Here is a 22,048-nt window from a genome sequence, read left to right as displayed (position 1 = left end):
GCCACTGCCGGCAAGAATGCCTAGAGCTTCAGAATGTGCTCAGCACGAGATGGCCCCGTCAGATGACGGGACGACACAGGCACGCGGCCACGCGGCACAGGTCGACCGCGCGCCTTTTCGTGAGCAACAGGCTCATGAGAAACGACCCTACCAGCGGGCCCAACTCTCGGAACAGGTCCGACCACGATCCGGGATCGGACGGTCGTCACACTCCCGCTGCGGCGAGGTTGACGTCACTCGCCCCGAAGGTGACCCGCAGCCCCTCCGGAAGCGGCTGCAACTCCTGCACCACCAGGTTCAACGGCAGCTTCGGCACGTCCAGTTCGAAGGCCATCTGCTCGATGAACGCATCCACCTGGGTCCGCACCAGCGGGTTGTCCGGCAGACCCGGCGTGTTCACATCGGAGAAACGAACCTGCACCTTGCCGTCGGCGACCTTGAGCTCGGCGGCGGCGGTCAGCGGGATCTCCTGGGTCTGCGAGATCGTCACCACCCCGGAGCCGACCAGCTTGCCGTCCTTCTCGGCCAGTTTCAGGTCCTTCTGGCCGGTGGCCTCGGCCAGCAACTGGTAGTTGATGGTCCCGGTACCGGTGACCGAGCCGGCCACCACGTCCCCGCCGCCGCGCAGGGCGCTCAGCGGGGCCGTCACGTCACGGGCCCGGATGTCCAGCAGGTCCATCCGGACGGTCTCGCCGGTGCCGGTCTGCGCCTTGAAGTCGGGCAACTCGATCCGGATCTCCTCGTACTTCCCGGCGAGCACCTGGGTGAGGAACGGGACGCCGGCGATCGTGACCACCGGACGGCTGCTCTCCGCCTTCTGGTTCGCCACCTCGGTGGCCACCTTCTCGGCGAGGACGTTCTCGGCGTACGAGTTGCTGAAACGGTCCAGCAGCACGACCCCGACGATCAGGAAGACGAGCAGGGTCAGCACGACGACCCGCAGGGTGCGCCCCCGGCGACGGCGGGGACGATCCGATCCGTACACCTCGGCCACTGTTCCTCCCGAATCACCGCTCTGTCCTGAGGAACGTACATGCCCGTGCCCAGGGTTCAGCGAAACCGTTCTGCCGAGATGGACGAGCCGGGCCGAAAGAGTCAGGTGAGGTACAGGTGCACTGACAGATAGGTGGCCACCGCGGTCAGCGCGAACCCGCCGAGCGGCCCCTGCATGTGCCGGGCCAGCCAGAACGTCGGCGCCTCACCGGCCAGCCGGCGGCCCGCCTCACCGAAGTTCACCGCCAGGTCGACCAGTTGCGCGGCCACCGCGGCGACCAGGCCGAGGACCGCGCCCTTGGTCGGGTCGAACGGCAGCACCATGTAACTGCCGAGCACGGCCGACGCCAGCGTGCCCAGCATGGCGCCGAGCACGATGCCGGTGGCCCCGCGCGGCACCTGCGCGGCGATCCGCGGCTTGGGGAAGACCGCGTCGGTGATCCGGGCGACCAGCAGGGCGACCCCGGCGCCGGTGCAGCAGATCAGGATCGCCGGCGCGCCGAGCGGCTCGCGGACCAGCGTGATCAGCACCGCGTAGGCGACCGCCCCGGACACGATGAGCAGCGTGGTCCGCCACGAGTCCTTGGCCCGCTGCCGGTCCTCGGCCCGGATCACCTGGGCCACCATGGCCGCCGCGAAACCGCCGAGGCCCACCCAGAACAGCGGCAGCAGGGCGCCCGGCTCGCCGGTGACGGCCAGATAGTCGGCGGCCAGCGCGGCCACCGCGACCACTCCGGCGGTCGCCCCCGCCGCCGGCGGCTGAAGCGCCATGGTCCACGCGAGCAGACCGAGCAACTGCACCCCGAAGAGCACGATCGCGTACGACACGCGCGCGCCCGGCCCGGTGACATGACTGCCGACGATCAGTGCCACGGCGAGGAGCACCGCGAATCCGCCGATCGCCGCCGACAGCTGCGGCCGGACCGGGAGGACCTGGATCTCCTCGAACTCCTCGTCGTCCTCCGGCTCCGACGAGGGGGAGGTCTCCTCGTCGTCCTCGGGGACAGCGCCGTAGAACCCGGCTTTGGGCCGGCCCGGGTTCATGCGGGCGACCTGCTGAGAGGCCTCGGCGTCCCAGGGGTCGTCGTTCGGCATAGAGGGAAACACGACTGCGATCGTGCCAGACGGGTGACCGTGGTCCCAATCGCTGCCGCGGGGGCTTCGCCGCTCAGGTAAAAGGCTGGTTACGAATCAGCCGTTCGGTCACCTACTGGGCGTTCTCTACATCACTTGCGTGCGCGACCAGGGTGTCAGACCTGATGCATCGGTTAAGGTGAGCGCAACCCACCCGTCGGTGACGCCGGGCCCCATCCTCCGGTGGCGAAGCCCCGTGGCTTTCGCAGACCGGGTCACCCGAGCGGCTCCCCGCCGCGAGGACGGAGGTGAGTGTGGAGATCCTTCTGCTGGTCACGGCACGTGCCGGTGAGCCTTCTGCCGTATTGCCCGCTCTGGACCTTCTGCCCCACTCAGTTCGCACCGCCCCGCGTGACGTGCGCACCCTGGTGTCCGGGCCCAGCCCCGACGCCGTTCTGGTCGACGCCCGCTCCGAGCTCTCGGAGGCGCGTGCCACCTGCCGCATGCTGCACGCCACGGGCATCGGTGTTCCGCTGGTCGCGGTCGTCACCGAGGCCGGCCTGATCGCGCTCAACGCGGACTGGGGCGTCGACGACGTGATCCTGGCCAGCGCGGGTCCGGCCGAGGTCGAGGCGCGGCTGCGTCTCGCGGTCGGCCGTCTCAACAACGCGACCGCCGGCGCCGGCGGCTCGATCCGCGCGGGCGAGCTCAACATCGACCCGGACACCTACGCCGCGAAACTCAAGGGCCGTCCGCTCGACCTCACCTACAAGGAGTTCGAGCTGCTCAAGTTCCTCGCCCAGCACCCGGGCCGGGTCTTCACCCGCGACCAGCTGCTGCGTGAGGTCTGGGGCTACGACTACTTCGGCGGCACCCGCACGGTCGACGTGCACGTGCGTCGCCTGCGGGCCAAGCTCGGCTCGGAGTACGAGTCGATGATCGGCACCGTCCGTCAGGTGGGCTACAAGTTCGTGGTCCCGCCGTCCGGCCGTCAGCTGCCGGACAACGAGCCGGTCTCCCTCCCGGTCTGATCTAGAGTTCCTTTTCATGACGAGTCGACAGCCGGTCCGTGCCACGGACCGGCTGTCTTCGTCTGAGGCCGATGACGTGCTGGCCCTGGCTGCGGCTGCGGGGCACGTCGACGGCGTCTACCCGCTCTCCGAGGACGTCGTGTTGCGGGTGCGCGGCGACGTTCCGTACCAGGGCGTTCATCTGCTCGCCTACCTCGGTGACCGGCTGGCCGGCTACGCGTTCGTGGAGGCCGGCTCGGGTGAGCTGATCGTGCACCCGGAGTTCCGGCGGGCCGGTGTCGGCACCGATCTGCTGGCCGCCGCCGGGCCGGGCCCGTTGCGGTTCTGGGCGCACGGCGACGATCCGGGGGCGGCCGCCTTCGCCGCGGGCGCCGGTTTCACCCGGGCACGGGTGCTGTGGCAGATGCGCCGTTCCCTGCTCGTGCCGCTGCCGGAGGTGCCGCTGCCGGCGGGGGTGACGCTGCGGAGTTTCCGTCCCGGCGTCGACGAGCAGGCCTGGATCGGGGTCAACGCGCGGGCTTTCGCCAGCCATCCGGAGCAGGGCCGCTGGACTCTCGACGACCTCCTGAGCCGGGAGTCCGAGCCGTGGTTCGATCCGGCCGGGTTCCTGCTGGCCGTCGACATCACCGACACGCTGCTCGGTTTCCACTGGACCAAGGTGCATCCGGCGTCGGGTGACGAGCCGGCCGTCGGTGAGATCTATGTGCTGGGTGTCGACCCGTCCGGGCACCGCCGTGGTCTGGGCGCCGCGTTGAGCGTGGCCGGGTTGCGGCATCTCGCCGAGGGCGGGCTGACCGTCGCCGGCCTCTACGTCGATGAGTCGAACTCGGCCGCCGTGAAGCTGTACCGGGGTCTGGGGTTCGAGGTTTTCAAGACCGACGTGAACTACAGCCGATAACGGCCCGGTCAAGCGAATGTATCGCTGCGGTCACGACTGGCCGTAAATAACCGACATATCGGGTAGCTGGAGCGCAGTTCACTTAACGGACAACTGTATTCCGGGGGATGGCTACCTTCCGGCGCTTACCTGTTCACTCCCAGTTCATTTACGACCGGGGATCCAGTCACTTCGCCTTCTTAGCTTTTCGGGTGTGAGCCGGTGAGAGACCGGCGGCAAACCCGAAGGGGAAATTGTGAAGCTCCAGCGGTCCGGTTTCGTGGCCGGCATTGCTTTGACTGCGACCATCGCTCTCACCGCGTGCGGCTCGGACAACAACGAGCCGGCGGCCGGCGGTACGTCTGCTGCTCCGGGCAGCTGCGTCAGCGGCAGCCTGACGGCTCAGGGCTCCACGGCTCAGAAGAACGCCATGGACGAGTGGATCAAGGCCTACCAGCAGCAGTGTGGTAGCGGCTCGACTGTCGACTACCAGGGCACCGGTTCCGGCGCGGGCATCGAGGCGTTCATCGCCGGCACCGCCGACTTCGCCGGTTCGGACTCGGCGCTGAAGGAGGAGGAGCAGCCGCAGGCTGACGCCAAGTGCGTCGGCGGCAAGGCCCTCAACCTCCCGATGGTCATCGGCCCGATCGCCGTGGTCTACAACGTCGAGGGCGCGGACGGCCTCCAGTTCTCGTCGGCCACCCTGGCGAAGATCTTCTCCGGCAAGATCACCAAGTGGAACGACGCGGCCATCGCCGCCGAGAACGCCGGTGCGAAGCTCCCGGACGCCAACATCGAGACGGTGCACCGCGCCGACGAGTCGGGCACCAGCGACAACTTCACCAAGTACCTGAGCAAGACCGCTGAGGCCGACTGGACCTACGGCAACGCCAAGGCGTGGAAGGCCCCGGGCGGCACCGCCGTCTCCAAGTCGGACGGTATCGCCACCAAGGTCAAGGGCACCGCCAACACCATCTCCTACATCGAGATGTCGTTCGCCGAGAACCAGAGCCTCCAGACCGCGAAGATCAAGAACGGTGCCGGCGAGTACGCCGAGCTGTCCGCTGAGAGCGCTGGCAAGACCTTCGAGAACGCCGAGATCAAGGGCAAGGACGGCGACCTCGCCCTGTCCCTCGACTACGCCACCACCACCCCGGGCGCCTACCCGATCGTGCTGGTGACCTACGAGATCGCCTGCAGCAAGGGCAGCCCGAAGGCCAAGGAGGTTCAGGCCTTCCTGAAGTACACCTCGAGCACCGAGGGCCAGAAGGAGCTCGGCGAGCTGGGCTACGCCCCGCTGCCGGAGACCCTCCGGGCCAAGGTCGCCGAGTCGGTCGCCACCATCGCCTGACGTACCCGCCAATCCCTCCGAGACGACAGCGAGCGCGCAGATGGGTGACAACCCCTCCCGCTCGGTGAACGCCACCGCCGGCGACCTGGGTGTGACTCCGCGTCACGCCCGGGGCGCCGGCTACGGTGCTTCTCCGAGCAACTTCAACGAGCCCCCGCTCGGTGGCGGTGGCTCACTGCCCAAGAAGGCCAGGTTCTCGATCGAGGCAGGCTTCCGCGGCCTGTCCACGGCCTCCGGTGCGATGGTGCTCGTCATCATCGTCGCCATCGCCGGCTTCCTGATCTCCGAGGCGATTCCCGCCCTCCAGGCCAACACCGGGAACTTCCTCACCCAGTTCGAGTGGGCGCCCAACGAGGCCCAGCCGTCCTTCGGTATCGCGGCCCTCGCCTTCGGCACCGTTCTCAGCTCGGTCATCGCGTTGATCGTCGCGGTGCCGATCGCGCTGAGCATCGCGCTGTTCCTGTCGCACTACGCGCCCAAGCGGCTGGCCACGCCGCTGGGCTTCGTGATCGACCTGCTCGCGGCCGTGCCGAGTGTCGTCTTCGGTCTCTGGGGCCGGGACGTCTTCCAGGAGCCGGTCCGCGACTTCTCGATCTGGCTCAACAAGTACTTCAGCTGGATCCCGCTCTTCGGTGGCGACGGCCCGTTCGGCCAGTCGGTGATGCTCGGTGGCCTGGTGCTGGCGATCATGGTGCTGCCGATCGTCACGTCGCTCTCCCGCGAGGTCTTCCAGCAGACCCCGGGGATGAACGAGGAGGCGGCTCTGGCACTCGGCGCCACCCGCTGGGAGATGATCCGGACCGCGGTGCTGCCGTACGGCAAGCCCGGCGTGATCGCCGCCGTGATGCTCGGCCTCGGCCGTGCCCTCGGTGAGACGATCGCTCTGGCGCTGACCCTCAGCGTCGCCTTCAACATCTCGTTCAACCTGATCGAGAACGGCGGCAACTCGGTCGCCGCCAACATCGCGAACTCCTTCGCGGAGGCCAACGACACCGGCCGCGGCGCCCTGATCGCCTCCGGTCTGGTCCTGTTCGCGATCACACTGGTGGTCAACATGACGGCGCGGGCGATCATCTACCGCCGTCGCGAGTTCCGGGACAGTGCAGCATGAGCCTTTTGGATCGTGAGGTTCCGGGCGTCGTGATGACGCCGGACAACATCCGGAGCAAGACCCTTCCGGTCGCCGTCAACCTCGGCATCGCCGTCGTCGCGTTCGTGGTTGCCGCCGCGATCGTGCTCGGCGCCGGCATCGGCAACTGGGTGCTGGTCGTGGTGGTCGGCGCGGCCTTCTACCTGGTCGGCCTGAACGTGGTGGCCGGCCGGATCGAGGGTAAGCGGGCCGCCCGCAACCGGGCCATGCAGTCGCTCATCTACGCCGCGTGCGTCCTGGCGATCCTGCCGCTCGCCTCGGTGGTGTGGACGCTGGTCTCCAAGGGTGTCGCCCGGCTGGACGCCAACTTCTTCAACACCTCGATGAACAACATCGGCGCCCGGGACCCGGAGGGTGGCGCGTACCACGCCATCATCGGCACCCTGGAGCAGGTCGGCATCGCCACGCTGATGGCCGTCCCGCTGGGTGTGCTCGGTGCGATCTACCTGGTCGAGTACGGCCGCGGCAAGTTCGCCGGCACGGTCCGCTTCTTCGTCGACGTGATGACCGGTATCCCGTCGATCGTCGCCGGCCTGTTCATCCTGTCGTTCTGGGTGCTGATCGTCAGCCCGTGGTTCAACGACGGGCAGCCCCGCTTCTCCGGCTTCGCCGCGGCGCTGGCCCTGGCGGTGCTGATGCTGCCGACGATCGTCCGATCCACCGAGGAGATGCTGCGCCTGGTGCCGGGCCCGCTGCGCGAGGGTTCGTACGCGCTCGGCGTCCCGCAGTGGAAGACGATCCTCAGCGTGGTCCTGCCGACCGCCCTGCCCGGCATCGTCACCGGCATCATGCTCGCCGTCGCCCGCGCGGCCGGCGAGACCGCGCCGGTCCTGCTGGTCGCCGGTGGCGCCGCGGCGATCAACTTCGACCCGTTCGGTGGCAACCAGCAGTCTCTCTCGCTGTTCGTCTACCAGCAGGCCGGAGATGCCTCCCGCTACGCCCCGGACCGGGCCTGGACCGCCGCGCTGACCCTGGTCGCGCTGGTTCTGATCCTGACCGTCGCCGCCAAGCTGCTCGCCCGCCGCAACAAACTGTCCCGGTAAAGAAGGTGTCATCAATGGCCAAGCGCATCGAGGCGAGCAACGTCTCCTCCTACTACGGCTCCTTCAAAGCCATCGACAGCGTCTCGATGACGGTCGAGCCGAAGACGATCACCGCTCTGATCGGCCCGTCCGGTTGCGGCAAGTCGACCTTCCTGCGGTCCATCAACCGCATGCACGAGGTTCTGCCGAACGCCCGCATCGAGGGCAGCCTCACCATCGACGACCAGAACATCTACGACCCGGACGTGGACGTCACCGCGGTCCGCCGGATGATCGGCATGGTCTTCCAGCGGCCCAACCCGTTCCCGACCATGTCGATCTACGAGAACGCGGTCGCCGGCCTGAAGCTGAACGGCGTCAAGAAGAAGGCGATCCTGGACGAGGCGGCCGAGAAGTCGCTGCGTTCGGCGAACCTGTGGGACGAGGTCAAGGACCGCCTGGACCGTCCGGGCGCCGGCCTGTCCGGTGGTCAGCAGCAGCGTCTGTGCATCGCCCGGACCATCGCGGTCGAGCCGCAGGTCGTGCTGATGGACGAGCCGTGTTCGGCGCTCGACCCGATCTCGACGCTGGCGATCGAGGACCTGATGTTCAAGCTGAAGGACCGCTTCACGATCATCATCGTCACGCACAACATGCAGCAGGCCGCGCGGGTCAGCGACAAGACCGGCTTCTTCTCGATCGACAAGACCGGCGACCCGGGCCGCCTGATCGAGTACGACGACACCCAGAAGATCTTCAGCAACCCCACGCAGAAGAAGACCGAGGACTACATCACCGGTCGTTTCGGCTGATCAAAACCCTGCGTCGCGAACGCCGGTCCCGCTTTCCGGGGGCCGGCGTTCCTCTTTGGTACGGCCACCCCGCCCGCCGAACCACGCCGTCCCGCCCTCGCACCGCGACGCAGGCGGCCCGTCCCGGCCGCAACGCGCCCGCCGGGCTGAGGCCGTCCGTCCCGCAAACCGCGAGCCGTCGCTGAGCGCGGTAATGCGCCTGCCGTTCCCGTCGTGAGCGACGGCTGGCGGCCGTCGAGACCGCGAGCCGTCGCTGAGCGCGGTAATGCACCTGCCATTCCCGTCGTGAGCGACGGCTGACGGTCTCTTTCGGTGTGGCGGCCTCCCGCGAACCGTCAGCCGTCGCTCAGCGCGCTTCTGCGCGCGTTAAAAGCGCGTTCAGCGACGGCTGACGGTTTTGGTGACCGGCGGATTCAGCCCGTGAGGCGCGCTGGGGCGTGCGTGGCCAGGGGCGTCGCGGCGTAGTCCGGGACGGGGTGGCGACGGGAGCCATGTGCGGCGGCGGGGCTGGGTGGCCGTACCGGCTAAGGGAGGTGGACCGTCACCTGACCGTCTGCGGCGACCGAAATGCGGGGGTTGAGCGGCTTCGCTGCGTCTCGGTGTGCCGAGGCGGCCACCACGTCCGGGATGGTCGGGCAGGCGGCGATCTCGTCGAGGGTTCGCCGGGTGGGCGGCAGCATCGGCAGGTCGGCGGCGGTCGGCGCGATCCACGCGGTGCCCTCGGCCTCGCCGGAGACGTCGCGGGCGGTCTGTGCGTCCGGCAGCAGTGCCACGAAGAACCACGTGTCGTAGCGGCGGGGTTCGAAGTCGGGGGTGACCCAGCGGGCCCAGGGGAGCAGCAGATCGTCGCGGAGGCGCAGGCCCCGGCGGGCCAGCAGGTCGGTCATGGTGAGTTCGCGGCGGGCGACGGCGGCCCGGTCGGCCTCCCAGTCGTCGGTGCCGGTGGCGGTGACGGTGCGGTCGGGTTCGGCGAGTGGCCCGGCCAGCAGGATGCCGGCTTCTTCGAAGAGCTCGCGGGCGGCGGCGCCGACGACGGCGCGGGCCTGCTCGTCGGGCACGCCGAGGCGTTCGGACCAGTCGGAACGGATCGTCGACGGGCTGTCGGAGGGGTCGACGACACCGCCGGGGAACGCGTAGACACCGCCGAAGACCATCGTGGAGGCGCGGCGCAGGACGTACACCTGGAAGCCGTCGCCATGCGGGTGCAGCAGCACCACGGTCGCGGCCGGGCGGGCCTCGGCCGGTGGGCCGGTGAACTCGCGGGCGCGCTGTGACATGGCGGGCGGAAGCTGCATCGAGTCGGTCACCGTTCGATCCTGGCACCGCGGAGCGGTCAGGTCACGGACGATCGTGCCTCCGGGCGCGGTCCGGGCGATACGGTATCGATCATGACGGGAGAGAAGGTGCGCTGGGGGATACTCGGCCCCGGCGGGATCGCCAGCACATTCGCCGCAGATCTACCGCTCGTGGCGGGCGCGGAGCTCGCCGCGGTCGGCTCACGGAACCTGGCGAGCGCGCAGGCGTTCGCGGAGCGGCACGGGTTCGCGCGGGCGTACGGCTCCTACGCGGAGCTGGCCGCCGATGAGGGCGTCGACGTGATCTACGTGGCCACGCCGCACGCGTTCCACCTGGAGGCGGCGATGCTCTGCGTCGAAGCCGGCAAGGCCGTCCTGGTGGAGAAGCCGGTCACGCTGGACCTGCCGTCGGCGGCGCTGCTGATCGAGGCGGCCCGTACCCGCGGCGTGTTCCTGATGGAGGCCATGTGGATGCGCTGCAACCCGGCCATCCGCCGGATCGCCCAGTTGGTCGCCGAGGGCGCGATCGGGGAGGTCAGCGCGATTCACGCCGACTTCGGGTTGCAGGGCCCGTTCGAGGCGTCACATCGGCTGCGTGACCCGGCCCTGGGTGGTGGCGCGCTGCTCGACCTGGGCGTCTATCCGATCCACCTGGTCCACACGATGCTGGGTGTGCCGGCGTCGGCGCAGGGCTGGGCGCACCTGACCCCGGAGCGGGTGGACGAGAACACGGGTGTGCTGCTCGGTTACGAGTCGGGGGCGGTGGCCGCGCTGACATGCAGCATCAACGGCCCCAGCCGGAACGCGGCATCGATCACCGGCACCACCGGGCGGATCGACCTGCCAGAGGGCTTCTTCGTGCCGCGTTCGTTCACGCTGAGCCGTACCGGTCAGGAGCCGGAGACGTTCGAGTTCCCGTTCGAGGGCAGCGGCTACCAGTTCGAGGCGGCCGAGGTGCAGCGTGCCCTGCTGGCCGGCGAGCTGGAGAGCCCGCTGGTCTCGCACAACACCACTCTCGAGGTGATGGCCCTGCTGGACGCCCTGCGCGAGCAGATCGGCGTGTCCTACTAGCCAACTTTTCCGCAACGCCCCTCCGGACCTTTCGGAGGGGCGTTTTCGCATGTCAGGGGCCTTTTCTGGCGCGCTGACGGTGACCTCGGTCCACTTGCGAATGTTCGAACGCACCCGGGAACCACGAACGCCGAGGTCAGCCGCCCGAAGGTGAGCGCACCGGCCGGAAGAACCGGACAAATAGGGGCCCGCTGACGGAAACGAATTCGATCTGGCGCTCCGGCGGCGCCTTGTGACTGATGCCCGCCCATGATTATCTCTAATCACACCGCACGGCGAACGGAACGAAAGAAGAACCGGGAAGCCAAGCGGAGGTAATCAATTTTCGGTAAGTGTGGCACGGGTTTTCTGTGCCCGCTAACGGTTGTCGAAAGGTGGGCGGCGGTGGTCACGAAAAAGGTGATACCGATCGACCTGGACTCGGTCCCCGAGATCGACCAGCTGCTGGTCAATCTTGGTGTGGGGACCATGGTCCGGGAGACCGTCTCGTCGCCGATCGGTCGTAACGACGCCTGGACCGGCGTTACCACCGCCGGCCGGAAGGTCTTTGTGAAACGACTGAAGGGGCAGCACGAGGAAACCGGACGGAGAATGCGCCGGATGCTCGATTTCGAGCGCTACGCGGCGGATTCAAAATTCGACGAGACCTGGTTGCCGCAATTGGTCGGCAGCGATGAGAGCAATCGCATCGTGGTGTTCGAGAGGATCGACGACGCGGTCAACGGCGCGACGCTGATGGTGGACGAGACGTTCAGCCTGGAGCACGCCCGCCAGGTCGGCGCCGCGATCGGCCGGCTGCACGCCACGAAGCCGTCGGCGGAACTCGAACTGGACGCCACGACGCCGGCGTTCCCGCCGGTGCACTTCCTGGAGGGGCTGCCGCTCTCGATTTTCCATGGCAGTAGTGCCGGCGAGATCGAGGCCTGGCGACTGCTTCAGAACGACCCCGAGTTGATCGCCGCGGTCAAGCGCCTGCGCGAGGCCGAGGAGACCGCGCCGCGGGTGCCGTCGCACTGCGACCTGCGGGTCGACCAGTTCCTGATCGGCGAGGACGGGCTCTTCATCACCGACTGGGAGGAGTTCCGGCTGGCCGACCCGGCCCGGGACGTCGGCGCCTTCGCCGGCGAGTGGATCTTCCGGTCGGTGCTCGACCTGGTGACCAACCGGGGTGACGAGGCCTTCGTGGACACCGAGTTCACCCACGAGCTGGTGCTGCAGCGCGGTGTCGAGAAGATGCGCCGGCTGCTGCCCCTGGTCGGAGCGTTCTGGGAGGCGTACCGCGAGGTGCGGCCGGACCTGGACGACGACCCCGGGCTCGCGGTACGGGCCACCGCCTTCGCCGGCTGGCACCTGCTGGACCGCCTGATCGCCGGGGCCCTGTCCTCGGCGCGGCTGTCCGCGATCCAGCGCGCCGCGGCCGGCGTCGGCCGGGCCGCCCTGGTCAACCCGGAGAAGTTCGCCATCACCCTCGGTTTCGGAGGTACCCGATGACACTGCAGGCAGAGCCTCGGGCGGAGGAGCTCGCCCCGGCTGTACGCGAGGCCATCAGTCAGATCCGGATCTCGGCGGACCGTTGCACAGCGGTGGTCGGCGGCCGTGAGGTCGCCGCGGACTTCCCGCGGGAGCTGCGCCGGTTGCTGGCCGAGTCGCTCTACAACGTCCTGCACTCCGGTCAGCCGGACGGGCAGGTGCCCACCCGACTGCGCGACGACGCCCTGGAGCAGCAGTTCATCGCCCAGGTACCGCACCAGCGGATCGAGGTTCCGGCCATCGCCCGCTCGGCGGTGCAGCAGGATCCGTCCGGCCGCAAGCGCCTCCTGGTCGAGCGCGAAGGACTGCGGGTCTGGGTGCCGCTCGACGTGGTCACCACGTCCGGGTTCGCACCGGGCGAGCAGGTACGACTGTCGCTGCCACCGTGGCGGGCCGGCCTCTCGCCGGGCTTCTTCCTGGTGGACGGCACCCGACGGCGGGACGCCTCGCGCGGGGTGCGGCGGATCTACCTGCACTTCGACAGCACCGACACCGCCGTTCCGGCCTGGGGACGAGTGCTCACCTTCCTGGAGGAGCAGCAGGCGGCGTACCGGGCGAAGGTCCTGTCGTCCCGTGAGCTCTACCCGAGGCGCGACGCGATCGTCGTCTACCTCACCGGCGGCCGTGACGACCTCGTCCACGATCTCGCCGAACTGGTCCAGGGCCTGCCCGGCCTGGGCGACGACACCTCGGTGCTCGTCGACCGCATCGCATCCGGTGTCGGCGCCGCCGCCGAGCCCGCCGACCCGAAGCCGGGCCGGCAGGGACTCAGCTTCGGTCAGCACCGCGCCACCGTCCTGGCCGCCGCGCTCGTCGAGGCCGGCGAGGACCTGGACCGGCGGATCCCGCTGGTGGTGAGCCGATTCCGGGAGGCCGGCATCGACCCACTCAACCCGGCCCGCAACCTGCCCGCCTGACCGCACCATCCCGAAGACCTGAGCTCACTCGCTGGGGAGGTCGAACCGGCGTCTCCAGTCTGGAGCTCAGTGCTTCACACCACATCAAACCCTAGAAGGAGAACCGCAATGAGCAACGACGTCACCCAGAACGACAACATCGTCGAACTCGTCTCGGCCTACGAGACCTACCTCGACGACTCCGAGTCGCTGGACGTGTCGGCCGTCGCGGACGCCCCCGCCACCACCTGGTACTGCGTCGGCGCCAGCATCAGCTTCATCACCGCGGCCACCTACGAGGCCACCTGCTGATCAGCCCCCTGAGTTCCCGGACCGACCGGGTTTTCCGCACCAAACGATCATCGAAGGAGCGAAATGTCTGACAAGAACAACATCGAGGAACTGCTCGCCGGCTACGAGACCTACAGCACCGCTGAGGACATCGACGTCTCGGCCGTCGCGGACGCTCCGGCCACCACGCCGGGCTGCGTCATCGTCTCCGCCAGCGTCAGCTGGATGAGCGGCCAGGTCGTCTCGAAGACCATCGACGACGGCTGCTGAGCCGGTAACACCCACGCCATTCAGCGGTGGGCCGGTGCCCCCTCCGGCCCACCGCTGGCCTGATTTGCAGAGGTAGCCCCGATATGACAGATCTTGCGCCGTTCCAGCAGCTGATGACCATGACCGACCTTCTGACTCCGGCCGCGGTGCGCGCGGCTGCGACTCTCGGCATCGCGGATCACGTCGCGGCCGGGGCCACCACCGCCGGCGAGATCGCCCGGCGGGCCGGAACGAAGTATGACGTCACCGACTCGCTGCTGCGGTATCTCGCCGAGATCGGCCTGTTCCTGCGGGACGAGGCCGGCACGTACGCCCTGACCCCACTCGCCGAGCCGTTGCTCTCCGACAATCCGCGCAGCGTGCGAGCTCTGCTGCGCAACGACAACATGACCGGCAGCAGCACCCTCGCGTTGCTGCGCCTGGACCACACCGTGCGGACCGGCGAGCCCGGCTACGCCGCCGCGTTCGGCCGCCCGTTCTGGGAGACGGTCAACAACGACACCGAGTTCGTCGCCGAGTGGCAGGAGCACGCCGCTCTCGCCGACCGGGAGCACGTCGCCGGCGGTCGGCTCGGCTGGGACGCCGGCGCCATCGTGACCGAGTACGACTGGTCCGGTGCCCGCAGCTTCGTCGACGTGGGCGGTCACCTGGGCGTCCTCACCCTGGCCCTGGTCCGCGCCCACGCCCACCTGCACGGCACCCTGCTCGACCTGCACAATGCCGCCGCCGAGGCGGGTCGCCGCTTCGCCCGCTCCGAAGTGGCCGACCGGCTGCAGGCGGTCGAGGGCAGCTTCTTCGAGCCGCTGCCGGAGGGCCGGGACGTGTACGTGCTCTCCGCCATCCTGGCCGACTGGACCGACGACGACGCGATCCTGATCCTCAAGCGCTGCCGGGAGGCGGCCGCCGATCACGGCCGGGTGCTCGTCGCCGACATCGCCATGCCGATCAACGGTCCGGGTGCCGAGTTGCAGATGCGCTCGATGATGCCCGCCCCGGCCCGCTCGGCCGAGCAGATCGAGCAGCTCGCGGCGGCGGCCGGACTCCGGCTGACCTGGCGCGGACCGGGCACGGCGGTCCGGACCCTCCTCGAATTCACGGCGGCCTGACATGACCGACACCGCGCCCACCCGGCACCGCCTGCTGCGGGAACTCGCCGCCGGCCACCCACTGACCGTCGTGACGATCGCCGTCCTCGCCCTGCTCTCCACAGTCGGCACGCTGGCCCTGCCGTGGGCCGTCGGCCGTCTGATCGCCGACCTCGGCCAGGCCGGCAGTGGCCGATGGACCGTCGTGCTGATCGTTCTCGGTATCGGTTCGGCGGCCGCGAACGCGGTCGCCACGTTCCTGCTGTCGCGCCTCGGCCAGCGGATGATCTACCGGCTGCGGGTCCGGACCATGGGCCACGTGCTGCGACTGCCGGTCTCCGACGTCCGTCGTGAGGGCAGTGGCAGCCTGGTCAGCCGGATCACCGCCGACACCGGCCGGCTGAAGAAACTGATCGACGTCGGCCCGATCCAGCTGCCCATCGCCGGCCTCACGGCCGTCGGCACGCTGGTGATCATGGGCTTTCTCGACTGGCTGCTGCTGGTCGTCACGGTCGGCGCGTTCCTTGTCGCGATCGCCCTGATCTTCCTGGTCGTCAAGAAGCTGCGGAGCAGCTACTCGGCCGTCCAGGAGTCCACCGGCCTGCTGGCCCAGCGCTTCTCGGCCGCGGTCGACGCGGTCAAGGTGATCAAGGCGTACCGGGCCGAGGCGAACGTGACGTCCGACCTCGCCGGAACCGCCCAGCAGCTCGCCGACCGGGAGATCGGCGCGGCCAAGATGGAGGCCCTGATGACCCCCGTGGTCACCCTGGGCCAGCAGATCGCGCTGGTCGCGGTGGTGACCGGAGGTGGCGCCCGGCTTGTCGCCGGTGACCTCGGTCTGGCCGACTTCGTCGCGTTCCTGCTCTACCTGCTTCAGCTGACCGGCCCGTTCATGATGATCGCGTCCGGCATCACCGCGCTGAAGATGGGCGTGGTGGCCCGGGACCGATTCACCGGCCTCTTCGACATGCCACAGGAGCAGAGCCCGCGGGAGACCACGGCCACCGCCGTGACGCCGGGCCCGGCCGTGAGCTTCGACCGGGTGCGTTTCGCCTACGGATCGGAACCGATCCTGCGGGACGTCTCCTTCGAGGTGCCGCAGCGTGGCCTCACCGCCGTCGTCGGCCTCTCCGGCGCCGGCAAGACCACCGCGATGGAGCTGATCGAGCGGTTCGCCGACGTCGACGGCGGCAGCATCCGGTTCCTCGGCCGCGACGTGCGGGAGTGGCCGCTCAGCGAGTTGCGCAGCCGGGTGGCCTATGTGGACCAGGCCTCCAGCTCGGTGCAGGACTCGGTGCGCCGCAACCTCACCCTCGGCCGCGGCGAGTCCGCGTTCTCCGACGGCGAGCTGATGTCGGTGCTGCAGCGGGTCGGCCTGGCCGACGAGATCCGCCGGACGCCGGACGGGCTGGACACGGTCCTGGCCGGCGACGTCGACCTCTCCGGTGGTCAGCGGCAGCGCCTGGCGATCGCCCGGGCCATGCTCACCGACGCGCCGCTGGTGCTCCTCGACGAGCCGTCGTCGCACCTGGACAGCATCAACGAGCAGAAGCTCCGCGACCTGGTCGACGAGCTGGCCGCGGATCGGGCGGTGCTCGTCGTCGCGCACCGCATCTCCACCATCCGGCACGCCGCGCACGTCGTGGTGATGGAGGCCGGCCTGGTGGTCGGCCAGGGTTCGCACGACGACCTGATGAACGACTGCCCCAACTACGCCGATCTGGTTCACGGGCAGATGCTCGGGACGGGAGCACTGCGATGACCGACTACTCGATCATGATGCCGTTCGCCCCGCGGCGACCGGAGCAACTGGTGCCGTACGCGGCCCTGACCCAATGGACGTCCGCCTCACGGCTGTGGCAGGGACAGGGCAACGTCGGTGACACCCACATCGCCTTCGCGCACGCGGCGGCCAGCGGGTTCCGGGTCCCGATGGGCACCTCGGTCAACCTCATGCCGTTCCTGCACCCGTACGACGCCGCGCTGCGCGCCCAGACGATGGCCGTGGCCAGCGGGCACCGGTTCGTGGCGGGATTCGGTCCGGGCGGGAAGTCGCTGCAGCAGACTCTGCTCGGCGCGGCGTACCGCAGCCAGCTCGACGCGATCCGTGAGTACGTGACGGTGGTGCGCGCCCTCTTGGAGGACGGCAAGGTCGACTTCCAGGGCGAGTACTTCCAGGCCCGGATGTCGGTGACCCGTTTCCCCCGGCCGCCGGTCGACATCGGGCTCGGGGTGCTGCGCCCGCGGATGGCCGAGCTGGCCGGTGAGGTCGCCGACGTGGCGATCACGTGGCTGACCTCGGCGTCGTACCTGCGGGACACGGTCGTCCCGGCACTGCGCCGCGGCGCCGAACGGGCCGGACGGCCGATGCCGAGACTGGTGGCGATAGTGCCGATGGCACTGCGCGCGCCGGATCGCGACCCGGTCGAGCTGGCTCTGATCAGCAACAGCGGCCACATGAGCCTGCCGCACTACATCGACATGCTCCAGCGGTCGGGCATCGACGTGGACATGACCGCCGACCCCCGCGCCAGCGGGCAGGCCCTGATCGACGGCGGCGCCTTCCTGTACGGAGACCGCGACGAGCTGGCTGTGGCGATCAAGGAGTTCGCCGCGGCCGGCGCCGACGAGGTCGCCCTCAACATGGCCGGCGTCTGCATGCGGCACGGCGGGAGCACCGTCATCAAGGACCTCACGACCGTTTTGGAGGAGGTGGCGACATGAGCGAGGGGCCTCCCTTGGAGTTCCTCGACACACCCGTTCTCGGTCTGCACCGGCTGCTTCTCGTGGTCACCGGCTCGGCCGCCGCGAGCAACGTGCCGACCTGGCTGAACTGGATCGCGGAGACGTACCCCGATCTCGACGTACGGCTCGTCGCCACTCGCAGCGCCGAGCGGTTCGTCACCCGGTACGCGCTCGACCTGCGTACCGGGGGCGAGTTCGCCATCGATGCGTGGGACGAGGTCAAAGGGGCCAAACACGTCGAGTGGGCCGAGTGGGCCGAAGGGGTTCTGGTCTATCCGGCCACCTTCCACTTCGTCACCCGCTTCGCCCTCGGCCTCGCCGACTCCCCGGTGCTGCTGGCCCTGCAGTGCACCCGGGCCGTGGTCGGCATCGCGCCGGCGCTGCCACCGGGCGGTCTGGAGAGCCCGGCCTTCCAGCAGCACTGGGCGACGCTCGCCGGCCGGGAAACGGTCGCCCTGGTGCCGCCGATGCCCGGGCGCAGTCTCACCACCGGACGCGACGACGGCTGGGTGTGCCCGCCGATGCCGGAGGCGCTGCGGCGTCTGGAAGAGCGCCGGCGGCGGCTGCAACCGGTGGGGATCCTCCGGTGACCGCCACCCTGGCCGAGCCGGTACGGGACTTCGGCACCGGACTGCTGCACACGACCGTACGGCCGCTGCCTGATGGTGGTCATCGGTGGCGACGGGGTCCGGGGCCGCTGGCCCCGGCGCCGTTCGTCCCGACCGGGACGTTCCCCGAGGGGGAGACCGGGGGCGTGCGGTGGGTCGTCGGGACCGCCGACGGCGACGACCGGATCTACGACGTCCGCAACCGGGAGGCGGTGGCCGGGCGGTTGCTGCGGGAGGGCCCGGACGAGGCGTTCGCCCCGGTGCTGCACGGGCTCGGCGCCGCTCTGCGGGCCCTGCACGAGCAGCCGGCGCCGGTTGATCTGGCGCCGCCCCGCGGGCTGACCCGGTTCGCGACCTGGCTGGACGGGCGGGCACCGGATCCGCGCGTCGCATACGCGGAATCGCTGCTCCGGCCCCGTCTCGGCATCCCCGCCTGGAACCGGGTCCGTGAACTGACCGACCGTATCCCGGCCGAGGAGGCGGTCCTGTCGCACGGCGCACCCGGTCTCGGCTCGCTGGTGATCGCCGAGTCCGGTGACGCCGCGGACGCGCTGGCCGGCGAGGACGTCTGCCGGGCCCCCTGGTGGTTCGACCTGGGCTGGGTGCTCGGCGAACTCGTCGAACTGCAGTGGTACCTGGGCGGTGACAAGGCGGCGTGGCAACGGCTGATCAAGGCACTGCTCGATGGGTACGACCGTGAGCTGCCCGAACACTGGCGAGCCTTCGTCGCGTTACGGGTCCTGTTGCACGCCCACGACTACACCGCCTACGTCGGCTGGGAGCCGAAGGTCTTCGACAAGTACACCGGGTTCGCCCGGTACCTGCTGTCCGTGTGAGGAAGTCATGACCACCCTGCACCGGCGCACCCTGCCGAACGGGTTGCGCGTACTCATCCAGCCGAACTGGCCGACCCCGCGTGCGGCGGTCAGTGTCCACTACGGAGCCGGTTTCCGGTCCGAGCCACCCGGCAGTGAGGGTCTCGCCCACCTGGTCGAGCATCTGATGTTCCGGGGCAGCCAGAGTCTGCCGGGCGGACGGTTCTACGACGACCTGCACCCGCTCGGCGGCACCGCCAACGGCACCACGCACCCCGACTACACCGACTACTTCCAGGTGGTGCCGGCGGAGGCGCTGGAGCAGGCGCTGTTCCGGGAGGCGGACCGGATGCGCGCGCCGCTGTTCACCGAAGCGGAGCTGGCGTCCCAGCTGTTCCAGGTGGGCCGGGAGATCGCGACCATGCGGGACGGCCGTCGGTACGGCCGGCTGCCCTGGCCGGCCCTGCCCGCGGTGATGTTCCGGTCGCTGGTCAACGCGCACGACGGGTACGGCGAGATCGCCAAGCTGCGGGACGTGACGGTGGACGACTGCGCGGCCTTCTTCGACGCCACCTACGTACCGTCCGGTGCGGTTCTGACGATCGTCACCCCGCACTCGGCGGACGAGGTGTGGACGCTTGTCGAACGCCACTTCGGTGACGTGCCGGGCCGGGCCGGTGATCCGCCTCCGGACCGGGCCGAGCCGCCCGCCGACGAGCACCGCCGGGCCGGGCTGGTGGTGCCGGGTGTGACCCGGCTGGCCCTGGCGCTCGGCTACCGGCTGCCCGACCCGGGCGACCGGCTGCACGACTACGTCTCCTACATGGTGCTGGCCCGGCTGGCCGCACGGTGGCGGCATCCGGGCTCGGCCCGGACCCACGCCGGCTGCGGGTTCTTCGGGCCACTCGATGCGCTGGCCCCGGACGCTTTCGTGGTCACCTCGGTGCTGCCGGACGGTGTGACGCCGGACGGCTTCGCCACCGAACTGGTCGCCGAGTGGCACCGGCTGAGCGGCCCCACGGCCGTCCGTGACGACGCGCCCCGGGCCGCCCGGGAACTGGCCGCCCAGCATCTGCGACGGCACGCCGACATCGAGGAGCGGTGCCGCGCACTGGGCCGTTTCGAGGTGCTCTTCGAGCGGGCCGAACTCGTCGACGACCTGGTCGACCTGCTCGCCGGGACCACCGCGGATCAGGTCGCGCAGGCCGCCGGCACACTGGCCGAGTCGTCCCGGACGTTGCTGATCGCCGGCCCGCCCGGTCGTCTCGACGAGCATCTGCCGCCCGCGGAGCCGCCGGAGGCCGGACCGCAGAAATCGCCGGCGCCACCCCGCAACCGCCGTACGGCCGCCGAACTCGGTGCCGCGCCGGGCGGGCCACGGGTGATGCCGCCGCTGGGTGAGCCGGTTGCGCCGGACCTGGCCGGATCGCGGGAGAGCCGGCTGCCGAACGGGCTGCGGGTGGTCGCCGTGCCTCATCACCGGGCGCCGGTGGTGGAGTTGCGGCTGCGGGTGCCGCTGGGGCCGGACGGGTGGCGCGATCCGGAGCGGGTCGCCGACCTGCTGCGGGTGCTCGGAGCGCGTACCGATGCCGCCCGAAGGGTCTCCGCCGTCGGCGGAGAACTGCACCTGTCCCAGGACGGCCAGTGGGCGGACGTCACCGGCTGGGCCCCGCCCACCGGGCTGACCACTCTGCTCACCGTGGTGGCCGACCTGGTCCAGCCGGGTGAGCTGCCCGAACACCGTCCACTGCCGCCGCAACCGGCTGCGCCCCCGGCACCGAATCAGCGGATGGACGACGCGCTGCGCCGGCTGTGGGCCGGTGAACCGGTGGACGGCCCGGCCGGCGACCTGACCACCCTGCACCGGCGGATCTTCCGGCCGGTCGACGCGACCCTCGTCCTGGTCGGCCCGCTGTCCGCCGGTGGTCTGCGGAACGAGGCCGGTGCCGCTCTCGCGGGCTGGCTCACCGCCGGTCCCGCGCCGCGGCCGCGGCCTGCCGAGGGCGGCGGGCTGCTCGTGGTGCCCGACCCGGCCGGTCCCGTGGTGCACCTGACCCTCAACGGACGCGAGCCCGACGACGGGTCGTCCGAGTCGGCCCGTTATCTGACGACCGCCCTGCTCGGCGGCACCAGCGAGGCACGGCTGGCCGCCCTGTGCCGCCGTCTGGGAAACGCCGAACTGGTGATGCTGGCCCGCCGGGACGTGCTGGCCGGGTATCGGCGGGCCTCGATCCGGCTGACGATGCCCCGCGACCAGGTCGACGCCGTCGTGGACGGCGTCCGCGCCGAGGTGCGCGCGCTGATCGCCGAGCCACCGCCGGTCGACGAGGTGACGGCGGCCGGCCGCTACTGCACCACGCAGATGCTCGCGGCCTTCGACTCACCGGCCCGGCTCGCCGACGCGCTGCGCCACACCACGGCGGCGGGCCGTGGCCTGGAGTGGGTGATCCGGCGGCCGGCGCTGCTCGGCACACCCGGCCCGGCCGAGCTCAGCGCGGCCGCCCATGACCTGTTCGGAGCGATGGACCACCTGGTGATGCTCGGTGACGACCCGGGCCCGGGCCTGATAGTGAAGGAGATCGGACCATGACGAAGCGTGTCGACCCGTTCGCGGCGTACCGGGCGGTCGAGGCGGCCACCGAGAGCGGCGAGGAGCTGGCCCGCCGGTCGGCCACTCCCGGCTGGTACCACCCGGCGCTGGGGGTCTCGCTGTTCCTGCCGTTCGGCGCGGTGTCCCTCGGCTGGCACTGGATCCCGTACGGCGTGATCCTCGGCCTGCTGGTCGTGCCGATCGTGGTGAACATGATCGCCGGCCACGTCACCGGCATCCGCCTCGACCGCTGGTCGGCGACCCGCGGCACCCGCCGGATCGCGGTGAAGCTCGCCGCGGTCAGCACCGTGCTGATCGTGGTGGGGCTCTGCCTGGAGTGGGGCCTCGACGTCCGCGGTGGTGCCGCGCTGGCCGGTGTGGCGGTGCTGGTGGGCACGGTGATCGGTGGGCGTCACGTCGACGTCGCCCTGACCCGCGATCTGGCCCGGCCGGCATGACGGCCGGCCTCGACGAGGTGCTCGTCCCGCGTCAGCGGCTGCAGATCTGCTCGATGCTCAGCCGGGTCTCGGCGCTGTCCTGCG

At 70.2% G+C, this 22,048-nt stretch carries 22 protein-coding genes; 18 read left to right on the top strand and 4 right to left on the bottom strand.

All coding sequences use genetic code 11. The annotated features are described in order from the left end of the window. Positions 1-58: 58 nt before the first annotated feature. The 3 genes from AB0E94_RS28170 to AB0E94_RS28160 all read right to left on the bottom strand — a co-directional run bounded on the left by AB0E94_RS28170 (position 59) and on the right by AB0E94_RS28160 (position 2,100). Positions 59-136, bottom strand: a complete 78-nt coding sequence (locus tag AB0E94_RS28170) for an Ms5788A family Cys-rich leader peptide (RefSeq protein ID WP_311772860.1) — start codon at positions 134-136, stop codon at positions 59-61. Positions 137-205: 69 nt separating this feature from the next. Next, positions 206-985: a DUF2993 domain-containing protein gene (locus AB0E94_RS28165; protein WP_360331794.1), complete on the bottom strand. Its 780-nt coding sequence runs from the start codon at positions 983-985 to the stop codon at positions 206-208. A gap of 110 nt (positions 986-1,095) precedes the next feature. Continuing rightward, positions 1,096-2,100, bottom strand: a complete 1,005-nt coding sequence (locus AB0E94_RS28160) for a hypothetical protein (RefSeq protein ID WP_360331791.1) — start codon at positions 2,098-2,100, stop codon at positions 1,096-1,098. Positions 2,101-2,381: 281 nt separating this feature from the next. On the opposite strand from AB0E94_RS28160, the gene AB0E94_RS28155 reads away from it, so the two are divergent. The 6 genes from AB0E94_RS28155 (at position 2,382) to pstB (ending at position 8,310) form a co-directional block, all read left to right on the top strand. Then, the gene (locus AB0E94_RS28155) at positions 2,382-3,098 is read left to right on the top strand and encodes a response regulator transcription factor (protein ID WP_109595296.1); all 717 of its coding nucleotides are present in this window, start codon (positions 2,382-2,384) and stop codon (positions 3,096-3,098) included. A 16-nt stretch (positions 3,099-3,114) separates the two neighbouring features. Further along, complete coding sequence (gene mshD / locus AB0E94_RS28150) at positions 3,115-3,996, top strand: mycothiol synthase (RefSeq protein WP_360331788.1); 882 nt, start codon at positions 3,115-3,117, stop codon at positions 3,994-3,996. A gap of 235 nt (positions 3,997-4,231) precedes the next feature. Continuing rightward, entirely contained in the window at positions 4,232-5,326 is a 1,095-nt protein-coding gene (pstS, locus tag AB0E94_RS28145; protein ID WP_360331786.1) for a phosphate ABC transporter substrate-binding protein PstS, read from the top strand. Between the two features lie 40 nt (positions 5,327-5,366). Further along, positions 5,367-6,437, top strand: a complete 1,071-nt coding sequence (pstC, locus tag AB0E94_RS28140) for a phosphate ABC transporter permease subunit PstC (protein ID WP_360331783.1) — start codon at positions 5,367-5,369, stop codon at positions 6,435-6,437. Then, positions 6,434-7,519 (top strand): phosphate ABC transporter permease PstA, encoded by a 1,086-nt coding sequence (gene pstA, locus AB0E94_RS28135; protein WP_360331780.1) that lies wholly within the window; start codon positions 6,434-6,436, stop codon positions 7,517-7,519. Before pstC ends, pstA begins: the two co-directional genes overlap by 4 nt. Positions 7,520-7,533: 14 nt before the next feature. Next, positions 7,534-8,310: a phosphate ABC transporter ATP-binding protein PstB gene (gene pstB, locus AB0E94_RS28130; protein ID WP_360331777.1), complete on the top strand. Its 777-nt coding sequence runs from the start codon at positions 7,534-7,536 to the stop codon at positions 8,308-8,310. Positions 8,311-8,834: 524 nt separating this feature from the next. On the opposite strand, the gene AB0E94_RS28125 is transcribed toward pstB, so the two are convergent. After that, positions 8,835-9,605 (bottom strand): NUDIX domain-containing protein, encoded by a 771-nt coding sequence (locus AB0E94_RS28125; RefSeq protein WP_360331956.1) that lies wholly within the window; start codon positions 9,603-9,605, stop codon positions 8,835-8,837. A gap of 93 nt (positions 9,606-9,698) precedes the next feature. Between AB0E94_RS28125 and AB0E94_RS28120 the strand changes: the two genes are divergently transcribed. The 12 genes from AB0E94_RS28120 (at position 9,699) to AB0E94_RS28065 (ending at position 21,964) form a co-directional block, all read left to right on the top strand. Continuing rightward, a complete protein-coding gene (locus tag AB0E94_RS28120; protein WP_360331774.1) occupies positions 9,699-10,676 on the top strand; it encodes a Gfo/Idh/MocA family oxidoreductase in 978 nt (325 codons plus the stop codon). Positions 10,677-11,060: 384 nt separating this feature from the next. Then, complete coding sequence (gene lxmK, locus AB0E94_RS28115) at positions 11,061-12,167, top strand: class V lanthionine synthetase subunit LxmK (RefSeq protein WP_360331771.1); 1,107 nt, start codon at positions 11,061-11,063, stop codon at positions 12,165-12,167. Beyond that, positions 12,164-13,123: a T3SS effector HopA1 family protein gene (locus tag AB0E94_RS28110; RefSeq protein WP_360331768.1), complete on the top strand. Its 960-nt coding sequence runs from the start codon at positions 12,164-12,166 to the stop codon at positions 13,121-13,123. The genes lxmK and AB0E94_RS28110 overlap by 4 nt, the downstream gene beginning before the upstream one ends. A 108-nt stretch (positions 13,124-13,231) precedes the next feature. Then, positions 13,232-13,414: a hypothetical protein gene (locus AB0E94_RS28105; RefSeq protein ID WP_360331765.1), complete on the top strand. Its 183-nt coding sequence runs from the start codon at positions 13,232-13,234 to the stop codon at positions 13,412-13,414. 63 nt (positions 13,415-13,477) lie between these two features. Then, positions 13,478-13,663: an LxmA leader domain family RiPP gene (locus AB0E94_RS28100; RefSeq protein WP_360331762.1), complete on the top strand. Its 186-nt coding sequence runs from the start codon at positions 13,478-13,480 to the stop codon at positions 13,661-13,663. Between the two features lie 83 nt (positions 13,664-13,746). After that, positions 13,747-14,769 carry a methyltransferase gene (locus AB0E94_RS28095; RefSeq protein ID WP_360331759.1) on the top strand — a complete coding sequence of 341 codons (1,023 nt, stop codon included), beginning with the start codon at positions 13,747-13,749 and terminating at the stop codon, positions 14,767-14,769. A 1-nt stretch (position 14,770) separates the two neighbouring features. Then, positions 14,771-16,510 (top strand): ABC transporter ATP-binding protein, encoded by a 1,740-nt coding sequence (locus AB0E94_RS28090; RefSeq protein WP_360331756.1) that lies wholly within the window; start codon positions 14,771-14,773, stop codon positions 16,508-16,510. Further along, complete coding sequence (locus AB0E94_RS28085; protein ID WP_360331753.1) at positions 16,507-17,472, top strand: LLM class flavin-dependent oxidoreductase; 966 nt, start codon at positions 16,507-16,509, stop codon at positions 17,470-17,472. Before AB0E94_RS28090 ends, AB0E94_RS28085 begins: the two co-directional genes overlap by 4 nt. Further along, on the top strand, positions 17,469-18,083 hold the full coding sequence (locus AB0E94_RS28080) for a flavoprotein (RefSeq protein WP_360331750.1): 615 nt from the start codon (positions 17,469-17,471) through the stop codon (positions 18,081-18,083). The genes AB0E94_RS28085 and AB0E94_RS28080 overlap by 4 nt, the downstream gene beginning before the upstream one ends. Further along, entirely contained in the window at positions 18,080-18,937 is an 858-nt protein-coding gene (locus AB0E94_RS28075) for a hypothetical protein (protein WP_360331747.1), read from the top strand. The genes AB0E94_RS28080 and AB0E94_RS28075 overlap by 4 nt, the downstream gene beginning before the upstream one ends. Positions 18,938-18,944: 7 nt before the next feature. Further along, complete coding sequence (locus AB0E94_RS28070; RefSeq protein ID WP_360331744.1) at positions 18,945-21,506, top strand: insulinase family protein; 2,562 nt, start codon at positions 18,945-18,947, stop codon at positions 21,504-21,506. Then, complete coding sequence (locus tag AB0E94_RS28065) at positions 21,503-21,964, top strand: hypothetical protein (protein ID WP_360331741.1); 462 nt, start codon at positions 21,503-21,505, stop codon at positions 21,962-21,964. The genes AB0E94_RS28070 and AB0E94_RS28065 overlap by 4 nt, the downstream gene beginning before the upstream one ends. Positions 21,965-22,048: the final 84 nt, after the last annotated feature.

The organism is Actinoplanes sp. NPDC026670 (assembly GCF_040638175.1).
GTDB lineage: Bacteria > Actinomycetota > Actinomycetes > Mycobacteriales > Micromonosporaceae > Actinoplanes.
This window is presented reverse-complemented; position numbering and strand designations above follow the sequence as displayed.